The organism is Rhizobium sp. FG113 (assembly GCF_057809895.1).
Window position 1 is genome coordinate 186,804 of sequence record NZ_JBMDKV010000006.1, and the last position, 17,798, is coordinate 204,601.

19 protein-coding genes and 1 pseudogene are annotated in these 17,798 nt (G+C 59.3%); 7 read left to right on the forward strand and 13 right to left on the reverse strand.

Features of this window, described 5'->3' with window-relative positions; all coding sequences use genetic code 11:
• Window positions 1–90: 90 nt before the first annotated feature.
• From ACODTZ_RS17215 to ACODTZ_RS17275, 13 genes are all read right to left on the reverse strand, one after another.
• A complete protein-coding gene (locus ACODTZ_RS17215; RefSeq protein WP_489026934.1) occupies window positions 91–2,334 on the reverse strand; it encodes a xanthine dehydrogenase family protein molybdopterin-binding subunit in 2,244 nt (747 codons plus the stop codon).
• Complete coding sequence (locus ACODTZ_RS17220; RefSeq protein WP_489026935.1) at window positions 2,331–2,792, reverse strand: (2Fe-2S)-binding protein; 462 nt, start codon at window positions 2,790–2,792, stop codon at window positions 2,331–2,333. The genes ACODTZ_RS17215 and ACODTZ_RS17220 overlap by 4 nt, the downstream gene beginning before the upstream one ends.
• Window positions 2,789–3,079: an XdhC family protein gene (locus ACODTZ_RS17225; RefSeq protein WP_489027028.1), complete on the reverse strand. Its 291-nt coding sequence runs from the start codon at window positions 3,077–3,079 to the stop codon at window positions 2,789–2,791. The genes ACODTZ_RS17220 and ACODTZ_RS17225 overlap by 4 nt, the downstream gene beginning before the upstream one ends.
• The gene (locus tag ACODTZ_RS17230; protein ID WP_489026936.1) at window positions 3,030–3,860 is read right to left on the reverse strand and encodes an XdhC family protein; all 831 of its coding nucleotides are present in this window, start codon (window positions 3,858–3,860) and stop codon (window positions 3,030–3,032) included. Before ACODTZ_RS17230 ends, ACODTZ_RS17225 begins: the two co-directional genes overlap by 50 nt.
• Window positions 3,857–4,579 carry an SDR family oxidoreductase gene (locus ACODTZ_RS17235; protein WP_489026937.1) on the reverse strand — a complete coding sequence of 241 codons (723 nt, stop codon included), beginning with the start codon at window positions 4,577–4,579 and terminating at the stop codon, window positions 3,857–3,859. Before ACODTZ_RS17235 ends, ACODTZ_RS17230 begins: the two co-directional genes overlap by 4 nt.
• Before the next feature lie 41 nt (window positions 4,580–4,620).
• Window positions 4,621–5,043 (reverse strand): hypothetical protein, encoded by a 423-nt coding sequence (locus tag ACODTZ_RS17240; RefSeq protein ID WP_489026938.1) that lies wholly within the window; start codon window positions 5,041–5,043, stop codon window positions 4,621–4,623.
• Window positions 5,044–5,056: 13 nt separating this feature from the next.
• On the reverse strand, window positions 5,057–5,938 hold the full coding sequence (locus ACODTZ_RS17245; protein ID WP_489026939.1) for an FAD:protein FMN transferase: 882 nt from the start codon (window positions 5,936–5,938) through the stop codon (window positions 5,057–5,059).
• A 48-nt stretch (window positions 5,939–5,986) separates the two neighbouring features.
• Entirely contained in the window at window positions 5,987–6,976 is a 990-nt protein-coding gene (locus ACODTZ_RS17250; RefSeq protein WP_489026940.1) for an aldo/keto reductase, read from the reverse strand.
• Between the two features lie 41 nt (window positions 6,977–7,017).
• The gene (locus tag ACODTZ_RS17255; protein WP_489026941.1) at window positions 7,018–7,752 is read right to left on the reverse strand and encodes an SDR family oxidoreductase; all 735 of its coding nucleotides are present in this window, start codon (window positions 7,750–7,752) and stop codon (window positions 7,018–7,020) included.
• Window positions 7,753–7,767: 15 nt separating this feature from the next.
• Window positions 7,768–8,604, reverse strand: a complete 837-nt coding sequence (locus ACODTZ_RS17260) for an oxidoreductase (RefSeq protein WP_489026942.1) — start codon at window positions 8,602–8,604, stop codon at window positions 7,768–7,770.
• 304 nt (window positions 8,605–8,908) lie between these two features.
• Entirely contained in the window at window positions 8,909–9,766 is an 858-nt protein-coding gene (locus tag ACODTZ_RS17265; RefSeq protein WP_489026943.1) for an aldo/keto reductase, read from the reverse strand.
• A gap of 40 nt (window positions 9,767–9,806) precedes the next feature.
• Window positions 9,807–10,790, reverse strand: coding sequence for an aldo/keto reductase (locus ACODTZ_RS17270; RefSeq protein ID WP_489026944.1), 984 nt, complete (start codon window positions 10,788–10,790; stop codon window positions 9,807–9,809).
• 15 nt (window positions 10,791–10,805) lie between these two features.
• Window positions 10,806–12,245, reverse strand: a complete 1,440-nt coding sequence (locus ACODTZ_RS17275) for an MFS transporter (RefSeq protein ID WP_489026945.1) — start codon at window positions 12,243–12,245, stop codon at window positions 10,806–10,808.
• Window positions 12,246–12,376: 131 nt separating this feature from the next.
• On the opposite strand from ACODTZ_RS17275, the gene ACODTZ_RS17280 reads away from it, so the two are divergent.
• From ACODTZ_RS17280 to ACODTZ_RS17310, 7 genes and pseudogenes are all read left to right on the forward strand, one after another.
• Window positions 12,377–13,270: a LysR family transcriptional regulator gene (locus tag ACODTZ_RS17280; protein WP_489026946.1), complete on the forward strand. Its 894-nt coding sequence runs from the start codon at window positions 12,377–12,379 to the stop codon at window positions 13,268–13,270.
• Between the two features lie 115 nt (window positions 13,271–13,385).
• Window positions 13,386–14,461, forward strand: a pseudogene (locus ACODTZ_RS17285) (alpha/beta hydrolase).
• A 160-nt stretch (window positions 14,462–14,621) separates the two neighbouring features.
• Complete coding sequence (locus tag ACODTZ_RS17290; protein WP_489026947.1) at window positions 14,622–15,119, forward strand: GNAT family N-acetyltransferase; 498 nt, start codon at window positions 14,622–14,624, stop codon at window positions 15,117–15,119.
• 275 nt (window positions 15,120–15,394) lie between these two features.
• Window positions 15,395–16,405, forward strand: a complete 1,011-nt coding sequence (locus ACODTZ_RS17295; RefSeq protein WP_489026948.1) for an alpha/beta hydrolase — start codon at window positions 15,395–15,397, stop codon at window positions 16,403–16,405.
• Window positions 16,406–16,414: 9 nt separating this feature from the next.
• The gene (locus ACODTZ_RS17300) at window positions 16,415–16,831 is read left to right on the forward strand and encodes a carboxymuconolactone decarboxylase family protein (protein WP_489026949.1); all 417 of its coding nucleotides are present in this window, start codon (window positions 16,415–16,417) and stop codon (window positions 16,829–16,831) included.
• Entirely contained in the window at window positions 16,828–17,325 is a 498-nt protein-coding gene (locus ACODTZ_RS17305) for a (R)-mandelonitrile lyase (protein ID WP_489026950.1), read from the forward strand. The genes ACODTZ_RS17300 and ACODTZ_RS17305 overlap by 4 nt, the downstream gene beginning before the upstream one ends.
• Window positions 17,325–17,798 (forward strand): cytochrome P460 family protein, encoded by a 474-nt coding sequence (locus ACODTZ_RS17310; RefSeq protein WP_489026951.1) that lies wholly within the window; start codon window positions 17,325–17,327, stop codon window positions 17,796–17,798. Before ACODTZ_RS17305 ends, ACODTZ_RS17310 begins: the two co-directional genes overlap by 1 nt.

Consider the following 17,798-nt stretch of genomic DNA (forward strand, 5'->3'; position numbering starts at 1 on the left):
CGAATTAATAGGGGCTATTAGTAGACCTTATCAATGCGCTGCCGGAGTTGACGCCAAGGACTCGTCCTGACCACCCTCTCTCTGGCAACTCTATGTGTTGAACGTGTAGCGAGACAGGGGCATGCTCCGGAAGCGTTGTCCAGTGAGGGTGGAAACTGCATTCGCGACAGCGGGCGAAACCGCCGGCAATCCCGGCTCGCCGATCCCACCCATCTTCTCGCCGCTTTCGATAATCCGGACATGAACGCGCGGCATCCGACCCGGCGGCAGGATGGGATAGAGATCATAGTTTCGGGCGACCGGCATGCCATGCTCGTAAACGGCCTCCTCAATGAGGACCTGCGACACGCCCAACGCAGTTGCAGAATTGATCTGCGCTTCCACAATCGCAGGATTGACGACAACTCCGGGATCGATCGCCTCCCAAACGTCGTGGACCTTGACCTGACCATCGCTGATCGACACCTCGGCGATCGCTGCGGTGAAGCTGCCGAATGGCGAGGCCATCGCTATACCCCGTGCGCGACGACTTCCGTCTGCGGCCACGAACGGCCCGCGCTTCCACCCTCCTGATAACTCCCCTGCGGCTGCCAGAAGAGTCTGTAACCGCGGATTGTCCTTCAGAAGCTTCATTCGCATTTCAAAGGGGTCCTTGCCGCCCTTGTCGGCAAGTTCGTCCAGGAATGTCTCGTAGAGGAAGTCGTTCATCGAATTCCCAACCGATCGCCAGAAAGCCAGCATGGTCGGATTGGGGACGTAGACCTGCGCTATTCGCCGGTTCGGGATCGCATATGACTTGCCGGTAAGCCCCTCCACTGCGGTGGGATCCATCTTCTCGTCGCTATGACCTCCGATACCCTCGCGCGGTCCTTCGCAAATGCTGACCGCCTCAAGGGCTATCGGCATACCGTCCTCATCTAGCCCGCCCTTGAAGCGAACTGCGGCCATCGGCCGGAGAGGGTCGCGCAAAAACTCTTCTTCACGGCTCCAGATCAGCTTGATCGGCCGACCGGTCTCCTTCGCAAGCTGGATCGCCTGCGGATAAGGATTGGCGGCGCGATAGAGAAAGTGCCGACCAAAGAAACCACCTAGCAAGGGGCTATGGATATTTATCTTCGAGGCGTCTAAGCCTGTGGTCTTGGCAATGTCAGCCCGAAATTGCTCTGGCGCCTGGTTTGGAAGCCAGACGTCCAAAGAGCCATCGTCGTTAAACCTTGCCAGCGTGGAGGGCGGCTCGAGCTGAGCATGGTGGACGTACTGGCTGTGGTAGGTTGCAGATACGATCGTCTTTGCGCGATCAAACGCACCGCCGACGTCGCCTTCCTTTTCAGCGTCCTTACCTGGTCCCGGTTCTTTCGCCAGTTTTTCGCTGAACTCGGCAGTCGAAAAGTCGCGCGGCATTACATGGATACCCGCGATGATCGGTTCCTGTCCGGCCTCGTTCCATTCAACCTGCAACGCTTCAACTGCCATCCTTGCATCCCACCAGCGCTCGGCCACCACCGCCACCGCGCCAGGAAGCTGATGTACCGAATGAACCCCTCTCATGGTTCTTACGGACTGCTCGTTCCTGATGGAGGCGATGGACATTCCAAGGCGCGGTGCGTGTTGAACCGCTGCATGCAGCATCCCATCGACCTTGCAGTCGATGGCGTATACTGCCCTGCCCGTAGACTTTTCCAGCACGTCGACGCGAGACACTGGCTTGCCGATCCAGCGAAACTGACTTGGGTCGCGAAGTTTGACGCTATCGACTGGCGGCACCGGAAGCGCGAGAACGTACTCAGCGATCTCGCCATAAGAAACTCGTCGTCCAGTCGCCCCGTGAAACACCTGCCCCGGCTCGCTCGTCAAGTCAGCTTCGGAGACATCCCAACGCTTCGAGGCTGCCTGAATCAGCATTTGGCGGGCCAAGGCACCCAATTTACGCATTGTATCATAGCTTGAGCGGACAGATTGGCTTCCCCCGGTCAGGCGCATCTTCCCGCCCATCACGAGATAGTCCGGCCCGGCCGGCGCGCTCTCAACGACGAATGACTCCGGCGCCAGATCCAGTTCCTCGCCCACAATTTGCGCCATCGCGGTGAAGATACCTTGGCCCCCCTCCACAAAGGGGCTCATGAGCCGAGCCGTGTTGTCGGGTCTGATTTCCAGAAATGCTGGAACCCGTGTGCCCGGTGCCAGCTTTTGTGACTCCTGAGCGCGGGCAGCGGACAAAGGAAGTCCGATGCCGAGGACGAGAGCGCCGCCCGCCGCACCAAACAAAAAACTTCTCCGAGAGATATTAACGGGTTGGGGTGTTTGAAAATCAGCTTCGCTTAGAATACGGCTCATAGCGTCTCTCCTGCAGTACCGGCGATATCGTGAATGGCAGCCTTGATGAAGTTGTAGGTTCCGCACCTGCACAGATTGACCATAGCGGTGGCAATCTCATCTTCCGTCGGGCGGGTGCTACTCGTCAAAAGCGCGGTGGCCGCGAGGACTTGTCCCGACTGACAGTATCCGCACTGCGGAACCTGGTGGGCGACCCATGCTTCAACGACCCGCTTGCCAATCGGGTCGCTCTCGATCGATTCAATCGTGTTGACTGATCGCGCTACCACGCTATCCAAGGGAGTGACGCAGGACCGAACAAGCTTTCCGTCGATAAAAACTGAACAGGCGCCGCATTGAGCCAGTCCACATCCGTACTTGGTTCCCGTTAGGCCGAGTTCGTCGCGAAGGACCCACAGCAGCGGAGTGTCACCCTCGGAGGCGACCTCGAAGGCTTGTTCATTCACGATAATCTTCATGGGCGTTGCCTTGCTTCCTGAACGTTGGCTGCAACGGGAATGTCGTTTTCCCGCGCTGGAATCGAAGTGACGAGTTTGGTCCGGTGCTCGGCAACGTCTGCAAGGATGGAAAGCGCAAGCGATCCTGCATCCCGAGCCTTGGGAAAAACGCCTATAGGCGCCTTTATCCTTGCAACGTCGCTTGGTGAAATTCCCAGGCCAAGGAGGCGCCGAGTCCGGTTCGCGTGTGTTCGCGCGCTACCGAGTGCGCCGATATAGAAAGGTCGTCCCTTGAGCGCGGAGAGCAGTTCGGCAACTCGACATCGAGATCATGATGAAGCAGGACAACCGCAGTATCTTCGTCGAAATGTCGTTGAAGTTTTTTGCGGCTCCGCTCGGATCGACGCCGATGCTGTCGAAGCCTGCCTGCTGGGCGACAGCTAACGTCACCTCGGCCTCGATCGACCGTCCGGAGACAAGGATTTTCGGCCGGGGCAGATAGGAATGCACGAAGCGCTCGCCGCACCATTCAGACGCACCTCTCCAATCGGCTTCTTGGAGCCTCTGGGCGGTGGGATCGTAAACGAGAGCCGATCGGCGACGATATCGAAGATTGCGCAATATCACCTGAAGCGGATCTACCGACGTGAGGACGTGAATGGCTATCGTAATACCGCCGCCACAAGGCAGTTGGACGTCGAAGATCGCCGATCCTTGCCCTAGGAGCAAAAATCTGTCGCGGCCTTCCGTAATTGCCGTGAGCGCCTCGGCAGCGACCACCGCCTCGGTGCAACCGCCTGAAACGAAACCGCACCAGCCCCCATCGCTCCGGATCGCCATCTGCGATCCGATGGCGCGTGCAGATCCGCCACGCACTTCTACAAGCGTCGCGAGAGCAACAGGACTGCCGCCGAGAAAGGATTCGACGGCAAAGTTCAAAACAAGAGCGGGGTCATCGGTCGACAACGCCTTCCACGGTACGAAGAGCGACCCGGCCGCATCATGCGCAAATGCCACTCCTCCAGAGGCGGCAGTGGACCCCGCACGAAACTCCGGAATAGAGAAAGAACTGCCGCGTTCCGCCGTCATGCAGTTTCGACCTCCTCCGGCATGTTCGCCGCATCCAGGACGCCATCGGGCCGTCCGGGAACATCGCTGGCGCAAGCCGAAAAGAGGCGATCGATGTCAGTCGTTCGTTGCCCCCGCTCGGCGACCAATTCGACGGTCTTGTTGACGGCGTAGGGAGAGCAGAGACTGTGAACGAGCACTTCGGCAAGTTGCGCTCTCGAAACGACACCGTCGCGCGGGGTTCCCGATTGGCGTTTGTCGCCCTGGAGCATGACCAGCTTTAGCTGATCTGCGGCGTTGTAATCGAACCAGCCAGGACGGACGATCGTGTAGGGATGACCGCTCGCGCGAACCAACCGCTCAGCCCGGCGCTTCCAATCATGTGCGCCCTTTCGATCTGTAACCCCGATCGTAGACATCAAGGCGATGCGTACGGACCGTCCTGCAATTGCATCGAGAATGTTGCGAACGCCTCCAAAATCGATTGCTTCAGCCGCAGTCAGGCTGCCGTAGGTGCCATGTGTGAAGACGATGGCGTCGATGTCACGGACAGCGGCAACCAAGGTGTCTCGACGACTAAGGTCGCCCGCGACCACCTCGACGTCGCGAGTGAATCTCTGGTCGGCAGGCCTACGTGCTAACACTCGAACGTCGTATCCGTGTTCCCGCGCCTCTTCAACGACGCCCATCCCGACGCTTCCCGTGCCGCCAACAGCGAGCAATCTTAGCTTCTTCGTCATGCGGTTCTTCCTTCCATTTCGAACGCGACCTAGCGTACCGATTAGGGGCGCGCGGCCTGCTTTTTGATCTGTGTTATTGCGTTGTTGAAACCGACGGGCGTTCCGCTCGATCCCGCAAGCTTGCCGACCTTCACTTGGTCGATGCGCCTTCCGACGACGACCTGAGGCACTGCGGCCGCAAACGCCCGCTGCAGCTCCAGCGATCGAGGCACGTACGCATGCGTGCCAACCTTCACACTCGTGATGATGTCGTCTTTAAGTGTCACGGTCACCGTCAAGAAAGACGGTTGGCCGCCGTATTTTCCAGTCGCGGTAAAGGTACCATCGACGTATCGATTCCTTTGAACCTCGTCCGTCAAAGGTTGCCCCGTCTCCGCGGCGAAGGACTCGTTTAAAGGCAAGGTCTGGAGAAGCGTTGCCACCGGCAGCACACCGAGCAATCTCGTGATCGAGTACAGTTTCATCGGCCACTCCCTTTCATGATGTGAATATCTCGCCAGCAAATCCCGCTGACACGTCAGCTCGTCCATCAGCAAACATCCTGACAAACTGGAAGTCGAAACGGGCCGCCAACCGTGTGGGCTCGGCGACGAACAGTGCCGTGGCCAAGCCATCCGCAACGGCAGCGTCTTCCGCGACAACCCATGTCGCGATGACATCGCGAACTGGCACACCAGTCCTGGCGTCTAGTATGTGGTGAAGACCGTCACCCCACGCCCGCCGGCTCGTACTGGACGCACATAGTGCTTGGTTCGCGATGCGAGCCGTTCCGATGACCAGGTTCGGATCAATCGGATGCTCCAGCCCCACGACAAGCGGTTCGGGCCCCGCATGGCGAATGTCGCCGCTTCCGTCGACAACATAGGATCGATGCCCATCTTCTCGCAGGAGTTCCGAGAGAATGTCGACCAGGAACCCCTTCCCGACAGCCCCCACGTCGAGCACGAGCGAGCGCGCTGTTCGAAGATCGGCGCCCGATCGATCGACGTCCCTCATCCAACTCGGGCGCTCTTGAGAATGACGCGCAATCCCGATCGTATCGACTTGGAGCGAATACGTCCGATCGTATCCAAGCAATTCCATATCTCTGCCAACCAGCGGATCGACCGCGCCGACTGACGCCCGATAGAGCATGTCGTAGAGATCGAATAACTGCTCCGCCTCGTCAGGAAACACAAAACTACCACCATGAGCAGCAGCAGACATCTTGGCGACAATCGAATCCTTCCGGAAGCGCGAGTAGGTCCGGTCGAAGGCTTCAACTCGATCGAGGAGGCGGGTCCGCAAAGTGGCATCGATCACCCCCTCGGTGTCGATCTGCCAACTCGTACCAATCGCTTCGAAGCTGAACTCGTCCATAGCATCCAGGCGGCCTCCCAGCTTGGCGCGGGGAAGCCGCCAATCCTCCTAGAGACCCGTCATCTTCATCAACGCTTCTGGAAGCCGGTCACCCTGAACCTCGACCGTTGCGAGAACGTCACCAATCGACCTGAGATCAGCGCCGGAAAGTTCAATCTCAGTGCCGCCGAGGTTCTCTTCCAAACGATGCTTCTTCGTCGTACCAGGGATTGGAACGATGAACGGCTTTTGGCAAAGAAGCCAGGCAAGAGCCACTTGAGCGGGCGTCACGCCCTTGCCGTCGGCGATCGCCTTGACGGCTTCGACGAGGACGAAATTCGCCTTGCGAGCCTCTGGCGAAAAACGTGGCACATGGTTGCGAAAGTCCGTTGCGTCGAACTTTGTGTTTTCGTCGATCTTTCCTGTCAGGAAGCCTGCACCCAGCGGGCTGAATGGCACGAAGCCAATCTCAAGTTCATCGAGCACGGGCAGAAGTTCCGTTTCCGGACCACGCCAGAACATCGAGTACTCGCTCTGGACAGCGGTCACCTTTTGCACCGCGTGTGCGCGGCGGATCGTGCTTACACCGGCTTCGGACAGACCAAAGTGCTTCACCTTGCCCTCCGTGATCAGGTCCTTCAATGCACCAGCCACGTCCTCGATGGGAACATTGGGATCGACGCGATGCTGATAGAACAGATCGATTCGATCAGTCTTCAGGCGTTTAAGGCTGGCTTCCGCCACAGCCTTGATGTGTTCGGGACGGCTGTTTGTACCGCCGTAACGTTCGCCAGTTTCAAGATCGATATCGAAACCGAACTTGGTAGCGATTACGACGCTGTCACGAATGGGCGCAAGTGCCTCGCCAACCAGCTCCTCGTTCACGAAGGGACCATAAGCCTCAGCGGTGTCGAACAGCGTGACGCCTCGCTCATGTGCGAAGCGCATCAAGGCGATCATTTCCTGCTTGTCAGCGGGCGGCCCATACGCCGAGCTCATGCTCATGCAGCCAAGACCAAGAGCGGAGACCTCAAGATCTCCAAGTTTGCGGGTTTTCATTTTCTTCTCCATTCTGGGGGCAAGTGGAAGCTTGGTTTACCCTAGGGGGCAGTCTGTTTGACCGGCCGCACTAGGATCTCTTGCACCAGCACGCGTGGATGTTGGGCAAAGGCGTAAACGAGCGACTGTGCGACGTCGTCAGGGGTCAACGCGTCGAGGACCGATCGTCGTTGGTGCAACGCTTCAGCAGCCACATTGTGCCCGAACTCAGTCCACACGGCGCCCGGCTCGATGACGGTCACGCGAATTCCTTCAGCCCCGACCTCCTTGCGCAGTGTTTCGTGGAATCCAACAACAGCGTACTTGGTCGCACAGTAGACCGACCATCCCTCGACGCCGTAGCGACCACCGGTGCTGGATACGGACGCAATCATGGCGCCGGGGCGGTTTTTCATCAGCGGTAGTGCCTGTTGGGTGCAATTCAGCATGCCGATCACATTCGTCTGGAACATCTGGTCCCAGTCTTCCGGAGTGCTGTCCATAAAAGCACCGTACACGCCAAGCCCGGCATTATTGAAAAGGAGATCGAGACCACCGAACTGATTGCGCACTCGATCGAACAGACTTGCGACTTGATCCCTGTCCGAGACGTCGGCGACCGCGGCAACGGTTTCTTGACCGAGTTCTTCAGCCAGGGCCTCGATCTTGTCTGCTCTTCGGCCAACGAGTACGACCCGAACGCCCTCCGAAACGAGGAGCCTTGCGGCTGCCTCCCCAATGCCACTCGATGCGCCTGTGATTACGGCAACTTTGCCGTTTAGATCCTGCATTTTCATTTCATCGCCTCTTGCCTAAGAAACCTGCGGAAAGTCCGTGCTGTTGCCGAGCTCGGCCCAATCCTCGAGTTCCTTGATCTGGGTCGCGAGCTCGTCCCGCACCATGCTCACCGCTTCGCTGCCAAGCAGCAGTCGCAGCGGAAGCTTGGGGCGTTTGAGGATGTCGACGAGCACGCAGGCTGCCCGTTCGGGATCGCCCTTTTGGGTCCCACTCGTCTTGTCATTCACTTTGCGACGAGGACCGACAGTGCCTTCATAGTCTGCGATAGCCTGTGTCGCGCCTTTGAGCGACCGCCCTGCGAAATCCGTTCGGAACGGTCCCGGCTCGACGACCATGACACGAATGCCGAGCGGCTCGACCTCGCGCTTCAATGCATCGGACATGCCTTCCATCGCAAATTTTGTCGCAGAGTAGTAAGCGGAACCGGGCATCGCTCTGCGCGCGGCGATCGATGACACATTGAAGATGACACCACTCCGACGCGCACGCATGCCCGGAAGGACGGCCTTGATCATGGACACCGTGCCGAAGAAGTTTGTGTCGAAGAGAGCTGCCACCTCGGCCTCGTCTCCTTCCTCCACTGCGGAGCGATACCCATAGCCCGCGTTGTTCACGAGAACGTCGATCGCGCCGAAATGTGTCTGTGCAAGTGCGACTGCGTTGTCGACCTCGACCGGGTCGGTAACATCGAGGCCGGCGGCGACTGCCGTCGATGGGTAGGCAGCGACGATGTCTGCGACGGTTGAAGGGTCCCTAGCGGTGACGACGACGTTGTCGCCGTTCTTTAGCGCGGCAAGCGCCAAAGCTCGTCCGAGACCTGTTGAACATCCGGTAATAAGCCAGGTTGTCATCAAATTGCTCCGTACTTACGCCGCATCGGCGACGGGTTTGGCGATCTGACGCTCTTCGTCAGCACGCTTTTTCGAACGATCGTTGTAGTTCCGATCACGAAGACGAAAACCAGCATCACGGTCCCCCCATCGAACGCTGTAGACACTCGACAGGCCGTAAGGTCCCGCCCGATTTCGTCCGGGACGATGGACGGACCGCCGTCGGATCCCCGCGTCGAGTGATGGAGGTCGTGTCGACCTCCCTCGACGGCGTAGGGCTTTGAAATCGAAACGGGGGTCGATATGCCGATACCCCGACCCTAACTTAAAGCTTGCGGGTGCCGAGCCATTTCACCTTCTCCGGATCGCGATGATCGAAGAAACTGGAGGTCTTCTGGTCGAGCGCGCTAATCAAGGCGACATCGTCGCCGTCGAGTTCGAAGTCGAAGACCGAGAAGTTCTCGGCCATGCGTTCTTTCCGCACGGACTTCGGGATCGCGACGATGTTGCGCTGGATCAGCCAGCGAAGCACGACCTGTGCAACGCTCTTCCCGTGCTTCGTCCCGATCGACTGCAGAAGCTCGTTCGCAAACAGGCCGTTCTTCCCTTCCGCGAATGGACCCCACGCCTCGGGCTGCACACCGTATTCCTGAAGGATCTTTTGTGCGTCGTCCTGTTGATGGAATGGATGAATCTCGATCCGATTGACTGCGGGGACGACCTTGTTGTGTAGAGCGAAGTCCACCAGCCGGTCGGGATAGAAGTTGCTGACCCCAATCGCACGGATGCGGCCGGCCTCGTACAACTCCTCCATGGCGCGCCAGGCGCCGTAGACGTCGCCGTAGGGCTGATGAATGAGCCAGAGATCGAGATAGTCGAACTGCAGCTTGTTCAGCGAACGCTCGAAAGCGGCCTTGGCCCCCTCGTAACTCGCATCCTCGATCCAGAGCTTGGTGGTAACGAACAGCTCTTTTCGATCAATGCCGTGGTTGCGGATGGCATTGCCCACAGCCTCTTCGTTGCCGTAAGAGGTCGCGGTATCGAGCAGGCGGTAGCCGACGTCGATCGCATCCCGAACACTGAGCTCGCACTCGGCGGGATCGGGAACCTGAAAGACGCCGAATCCCAGGATTGGCATCTGGAGCCCGTTGTTCAGGGTGACGGTGGGTACCGTGGTGGTCATTCTCACATCCTTTGTATGGACTAAAGCGCGCGCGCCAGCCTTATTTTCCAACGCGTGCCTGAAGGTGCGCGGGGTATCTGTCGCCGACGATGTCGATCTTCGCGAGGGCGTCGGCGATTTCGGAAGCATCGCCGGCGGTGAGTTCGACCGAGGCTGCGCCGAGGTTTTCTTCCAGGCGGTGCAGCTTGGTGGTGCCGGGGATCGGCACGATCCATTCCTTCTGCGCCAACAGCCATGCGAGCGCGATCTGGGCTGGCGTGACGCCCTTGGATTCTGCGATCTGGGTCAGAGCTACAACGAGCGCCTGGTTCGCCTTGAGGTTCTCTGCCTGGAAGCGCGGAACCACGCTGCGGAAATCGCCGGGACCAAAGGTCGCCGTTTCGTCGATCTTGCCCGTCAGGAATCCTTTGCCGAGTGGGCTGAATGGCACGAACCCAATACCGAGTTCCTCGAGCGTTGAGATGATCTCCTTCTCAGGCTCGCGCCAGAACAGCGAGTACTCGCTCTGGAGCGCGGTCACCGGCTGCACAGCGTGAGCCTTGCGGATCGTCTGAGCGCCAGCTTCAGACAAGCCGAAGTGCTTGACCTTGCCCTCCGCGATCAGGTCTTTGACCGTTCCGGCGACGTCCTCGATCGGCACGTTCGGATCAACGCGGTGCTGGTATAGAAGATCGATCACATCCGTTCGCAACCGCTTCAGCGATCCCTCGACGGACTGGCGGATGTAGGCGGGCTTGCTGTTCATATGCTGGCCGCCATCCGGGCTCGGGAGTTCGAACCCGAATTTGGTGGCGATCACGACCTTGTCCCGGATCGGCTGGAGAGCTTCTCCGACGACGTCCTCGTTTGTGAACGGGCCGTAGACCTGTGCTGTGTCGAAGAAGGTCACGCCGTGGTCATGCGCCGCCCGAATGAGCGCAACGGCATCCTTCGTGTCGGTCGCCGCTCCATAGCCGTGGCTCAGACCCATGCATCCGAGGCCCAGCGTCGATACCTCAAGCGTTCCGATAGTTCGTTTCTTCATGGTCATTTTCCTTGATCAGGCCGCGCATTCGGTCGGCGCGACGTCTTCCTGGGACTGAGACTGCCGCCGAGCGGCAGGAACGATGGTCAGAAGCGAGATCACCAGTGTCGCAATCAGCATGACGGTTCCTGCGTCGAACGCGTGGGAAACACGATACGCCGTCAGTTCGGCTCCGCTGAGGCCATTTGATCCGATGGCACCAATGGCGATGAGAACGCCGAGACCAACCGAGCTGCCGATCTGGTGGGCGACGTTCACCGCGCCGGATGCTGCTCCCGCATCCGCACGATCAACCCGTGCGACGCCTGATGATGTCAATGGACTCAGTGTCAGGCCCTGGCTGATGCCGATCAAAACCATCGGTAGCGCCACCGCTGTCCAGTAGTTGGAAACTACTCCCGCACGGCTGAGCCATGCCATGGCGACGATGCCGATCAGCATCCCCACGATAAGGACAGCACTGCGGCCGAAGCGACTGATGAGGCGTGGTACGATAACCGCGACCGGGACATGCAGCATCGTGGCGGGGACGAAGGCAAGGCCCGCCAGTGCTGGGCGCAGACCAGCGACCTGCTGCAGATACAGCGTCGTGAAGAAGAAGAAGCCGACCATGGCACTGATGTAGAGCATGCGGGCACCATAGGCGCCCGAGCGCTCGATGTCAGAGAACAGGCGAAGCGGCAGGATCGGCTGCTTCGCACCACGCTCGATCAACACGAATGCTCCAAGCATAATGAATGCGGCGACCAGCGTTGCGAGCGTTACGACGTCCCATCCGGCCTGTGCGGAGCGGATGAATCCGTAGACGAAAGCGGCCATCCCAAGCGTCGAGGCCACTGCGCCTGGCAGATCGAACGCTCCCGGCCGTTTATTTGTCTCACGGATGTAGCTGCGGGCAGCGATAACTGTGGCAACGCCAATCGGGAGATTGATCAGGAAACCGACGCGCCAGGAGAGCCAGTCGGCCAGAAGTCCGCCAACGACGAGACCCACTGTCGCGGATACGCCCGCTGCGGCGCTATAAAGCGAAACGGCCCGGACACGCTCTTCGCCTTCGTCGAACGTGGTCTGCAGGAGGGCGAGCGTCGTTGGCGCGAGGATCGCGGATCCCAGTCCCTGGACGGCACGCCACGACAGCATCCACGCCGACGTTTGCGAGGCTCCGATGGCAACGGAGGCGACGGTGAAGATCGTCATGCCGACCACGAACATCCGACGGCGGCCGAGTATGTCCCCGGCACGTGCGCCGAGGAGAAGGAAGCCACCGAAGGTCAGCGTGTAGGCGCTCTGCACCCAGGCAAGGCCGGCGTCCGTGAAGCCGAGTTCGTTGTGGATCTTCGGCAGGCCCGTCAGGACCACCGAGATGTCGAGCACGATCATCACGTAGCTGATGAGGATGATCGCAAGGATCGCTGTCTTGTTCGATGGCGAGGTGGCTGTGTTTGCGTCAGACATTGCAGTCCCATTGACTTGCTTGCTTGGCCGTCCTCCGCGGCAAGCTGCGTTGCGATGACGGAAAGATAGCTCTTGCTCACCATGGCGATTAGGGGCAGTAATCGGGATGAAGCTATTAGGAAGCCTAATGAATGCCGCATGAAAACTTCAATGATCTGCTCGCCTTCGTGACGGTCGCCCGCGAAGAGAGTTTTACGCGGGCCGCGGTGAAGCTCGGGGTGTCGCAGTCGGCGCTTAGCCAGACCGTCCGGGGACTGGAAGAGCGGCTGGGCCTCCGCCTTCTGACACGGACGACCCGCCGCGTGTCTCCAACGGCGGCGGGCGAGCGTCTCCTCCAGACGGCTGGGCCGCGCTTCGAGGAGATACAGGCGGAGCTTGCTGCCCTCACCGAGATGCGTGACAAGCCAGCAGGAACGGTCAGGATCACGGCGGGAGAGCACGCTGCAATCTCGGTTCTCGCGCCCGCGCTCGACAAGTTCCTGCCCGACAATCCGGACGTCAATGTCGAGATCACCGTTGACTACGGCCTGACCGATATCGTTGCGGAGCGCTACGATGCGGGCGTCCGGCTCGGTGAGCAACTTGCCAAGGACATGATCGCGATCAAGATCGGACCAGAGATGCGCATGGCTGTGGTCGGCGCTCCGTCCTATTTCCGCCAGCACCCGTGGCCGGAAGTCCCCCAGGATCTCACGGCCCACAACTGCATTCAGATACGCATGCCGACGCATGGCAATATCCTGCAGTGGGAATTCGAGAAGGACGGCCATGAACTGAACGTCCGCGTCGAAGGACAAATGGTGTTCAACAACATCGCGATGCGTCTCGACGCTGTCCGGCGCGGTCTTGGCCTTGCCTACATGCCAGACGATCTGGTGGCCCAGGATCTCGCCAAGGGCACTTTGATCCGTGTTCTCGAAGACTGGTGCGCACCGTTTCCCGGATATCACCTTTACTATCCGAACCGTCGCCACGCTTCCCCCGCATTCCAGCTCGTCGTAGACGCGCTTAGGTACAGAGCTTGAGAAGGTAAAATTGATAAGGAGGGCTAATACCCTCAATCGGAAATGCATCCCTAATCATCTGAATGGTGCTCCGGTAATCTCTTGCCAGTCCAATGTTAGAAGGCAGGTACCGAACATGTTTGCCAGAGCACTATCCGCTGTCTCGCTTTCCGTGCTGCTACTCTCATCGGGGGCAGCCGGCGCCCAGGTCGCTTCGAAGCAGGAGCCGCTGACAATTCAGGAGCAAGGAAGCTTCGCCATTGGCGGCACCGTGTCGAGCACGCCTGGAACCTTCGACAACAACGCTCCCACGGCAGCAGGGCAAACCTGCATGGCGATCATGCCTATGTGTCCTATCAAATCCCGCCGAACCCCAAGCCCCTGCCGATCGTGATGCTCCACGGCGCCTTCCAGTCGGCCCGAAGCTGGGAGACGACGCCCGATGGGCGCGAAGGCTTCCAGAACATCTTCCTTCGCCGCGGTTACCCGGTCTACCTCGTCGACCAGCCGCGCCGCGGCCGCGCAGGCAACAGCACCGTCGCGACGACGATCGAGCCGACACCATACGACCAGCTTTTCTTCGATCAGTTCCGTATCGGCAAGTGGCCGAACTACTTCGGAAACGTCCAGTTCTCCCGCGACCCTGCGGCACTTGATCAGTTCTTCCGCTCCGTGACGCCCAACACCGGACCTTTCGATGCCAACGTGATCTCGGACGCCATGTCCGCGTTGTTCGACAAGACCGGTCCGGGGATCCTGTTCACCCATTCGCAGGCTGGCGGCCCCGGCTGGCTGACGGCGATCAAGAATCCGAACGTGAAGGCCATCGTCGCACTTGAGCCAGGAAGCGGTTTCATCTTCCGGGAAGGCGAGGTTCCAGCCGACATGCCGAGCGCCGCCGGTACCCTCAAGGGCGAAGCGGTGCCCGTCGCCGATTTCGAGAAGCTGACCAAGCTGCCCATCGTCATCTACTACGGTGACAATTTCCCGACCGATCCGACGGCCGAACGCGGCCAGGACAACTGGCGTGTGCGGCTCGCGATGGCGAAGCTTTGGGTCGATGCGGTGAACAAGCACGGCGGCGACGCCACGCTCATTCACTTGCCTGACTTTGGCATCAAGGGCGGCACGCACTTCCTGATGTCAGACCTCAACAACGTCGAGATCGCCGACCAGATCTCCAAGTTCCTGGCAGAAAAGAAGCTGGACTGATAGATCGAGACGCCCGTGGTTGCCGCGACGAACGACGCTCGTCGCGTCGTCCGGCGTCACGTCTGCATGCGCACGAAATTTCGAACGATACCCCGGCGAATACGTTATGAAGGCTCGAAGACCATCACGGGGCCTGCAGGACCTATCTCGCGGTATCAACATGTCCGACCAGCACCTTGAATCGATCATTATAAGACCCGCAGTACGAGCCGATGCCACAGTCCTCGGATCCTACGGCGCCGCGCTGATGTCGCTTCACAACAAGTGGGATCCAGCCCGGTTCATCCCCGCCGGGCCAACCACCCCAGACAAATACGCTTCGTGGCTCGCGAGCCAGATCGTGCGCGAGGATGTCGTCGTCCTCGTAGCGGAGGATCGGAATTCCATCATCGGTTATGCCTACGGTGCGCTCGAGGGCGCCGACTACATGGCTCTCAGAGGTCCAGCGGGAATTCTTCACGACATCTTCGTTGATCCGCAGCGGCGGAGAGAAGGTGTCGGCAGACGGTTGCTCGAACAAGCCGTCACGATGCTGGCAGAAAAAGGCGCTCCGCGGATTGTCCTGTCGACCGCTCACAAGAACAAGGGCGCTCAAGCTCTATTCGACCAAATGGGTTTCAGAGCGACGATGGTCGAAATGACGAAGGATTTCTTGTGACAGCACCTCACCGCCTTCTCGGTCATCCGGCGGAATGTCGCGAGATTTTATTCCATCACAGCTTATCAAGTCAACGTTATTAAGAAGGAGAACTAATAGGCTCTAGCGGCACAAGCCGTCTAATCGCCCGTGCTGCGAGCAGCTATATTTTATTCGACATTATCGCACACCGAACGTTAGGAGCCGGCATGACGGAAGTCATCGACAGCAGACGACGCGAGTTTCTGAGCGCGACCGCGCTGATCATCTCAGGTGCCATCATAGGAGTTCCAGCAATGACAACGAAAAAAGCTGTCGCAGCCGACTACAAGCAGAACCCGTTCACATTGGTATACGACGGCGCGATCACTAAGAACGAGCCCGGCAAAGTGAACATCCACCCTACCAACTACAAGCTCAACGGCCTCGATATCGTCGCCAATGTCTATACACCGGACAACTACGAGCCCAGCAAGAAATATCCGACGATCGTGCTTGCCCACCCTAACGGTGGCGTGAAGGAGCAGACAACTGGTCTCTATGCGCAGCGACTTGCGGAGCGCGGCTTCATCACGATAACCGCCGACGCCGCCTATCAAGGCGGAAGCGGCGGAGCGCCGCGCAGCACCGACAAGCCTCAGTATCGCATCGAGGACATCCATGGGATGGCGGATTTCATCAGCAGTTTCCCTGGTGTCGATACCGCTCGCCTAGGCCTTTTCGGCATCTGCGGCGGTGGCGGCTATTCGCTGGCCGCGGCTAAGACCGACAAACGCTTCAAGGCGATCGCAACGTTGAGCATGTTCAATTCCGGTCGCGTCCGGCGCAACGGCTTCCAGGATTCGCAGATGGACACGATCCAGAAGCGGCTTCAGCAAGCCTCGGCGGCCCGTGCACAGGAAGCCGCTGGAGGCGAAGTCCTCTACGCCGGCGACGCCAATCTGACGGACGCACAGATCGATGCGCTGCCCTTCGACCTCTATCGTCAGGGCTATCACTATTACTGGCGCACGAACGCGCATCCCGGCTCGACCTTCAAGTACACCATGAGCAGCTTGATGGATCTGATGCGCTGGGACGCAACCGATGAAATCGGCCTTATCGACGTACCGCTTCTGATGATCGCAGGCAGCGACGCGGACACCCTCTACATGGCTGAAGACGCCTTCCCCAAGGCCACGGGCACCAAGGACAAGGAACTCGTCAAAATCGACGGCGCCAAGCACATCGAGACCTATTGGGTTCCCGAGTACGTCGATGCGGCATTGGAAAAATTGACGCCGTTCTTCGGCCGCACTCTAGTTTGAGGCACCGCCATGAAGACGCGTTTTCTTCTCAATTCAGTTCTCACGATCGGCATCGTCGTGGCGGCGCTTCCTGGCGCCGTCTGTGCCCAGTCAAATAGCGAAGCTAAGGCCAACCCTGTGACATCGAGAGCGCAACAACTGATGGGCGAGACCGCTCCCAAACTGGCGGACCTGACGGACGACGTTCTCTACAAGGACATCTGGGAGCGGCCAGAACTGTCAAAACGCGATCGGAGCCTTGTGACCATCACCGCACTGATCGCTCTGAACCGTCCGGACCAACTCCGCTCGCACATCCGCCTTGGCTTGCAGAATGGGCTCACAAAGGAAGAGATCGTCGAAACCATCACCCATATGGCGTTCTATTCCGGTTGGCCAAGCGCAGTGTCGTCCGTTGCAATCGCCAAGGAGGTCTTCGCGGAATGAGCGACACTAGATCCATCGTCGCATCCGCATTGACGGCGGCTGCGATCGCATCATCATCGCCAGCGCTGGCGGGCGCGATCACGGTCACCCCGGCCGGCTCTCAACCTGCCTCGATCGGTGCCCCGGACAAGTTCGTCGGTTCAGTGAGAGTCGAAGACAGCTTCAAGGCAACGGCGCCCGCGACAATCGGCGGCGCGACCGTAATATTCGAACCAAGCGCTCGAACTGCCTGGCATAGCCATCCGCTCGGCCAAACCCTAATTGTCACGAGCGGCGTCGGCCTTGTTCAGACATGGGGTGAGCCGATCCAGACGATCCGATCGGGAGATACGGTGTGGATCCCACCGGGCGTGAAGCATTGGCATGGAGCCTCTCCCGACAACGGCATGACACACATTGCCTTTTCCGAGGCGGTCGACGGAAAGTCGGTGGATTGGATGGAGCAGGTCAGTAGTGATCAATACCCCTCTCGAGAAGCGAAAGGTCAGCCATGATGCGCCGTCGTTTTAGCAGACTGCCCGTCCTCGCCGCCTTTGCATGTACCGTCTCCCTGATCGGGTGGCAGGTTGACGCCGAGCCGACACGGGCGACGATGCCCGACATCAGCAAGCTGGTCCACTACACTACGGTCACGCGCGGCGAGGTTACAGAGCACATCATGACGACCCGCGAAGCGATCGAGGCAGTCAAAGCGGGAAAGCCGGTCCCAGACGGCACCCATTTCGCTCTGGTGGATTGCCGTGATGGAAAAGTTTACCGCTACTTCATCATGGAGAAGGGCTCCGGATGGGGTGCCGACTACGACGAGAACCGCCGCACCGGCGACTGGCAATTCCAGTGGTACAAGCCCGACGGCACGATCAACACAGCAGAGAACACGGCTCGATGCCAAGCCTGCCACAGTTCACGCGCCGACCGGGAGTTCCTTTACACCTTCAACGACATCCGACGGTTCGAGTTCGACTGA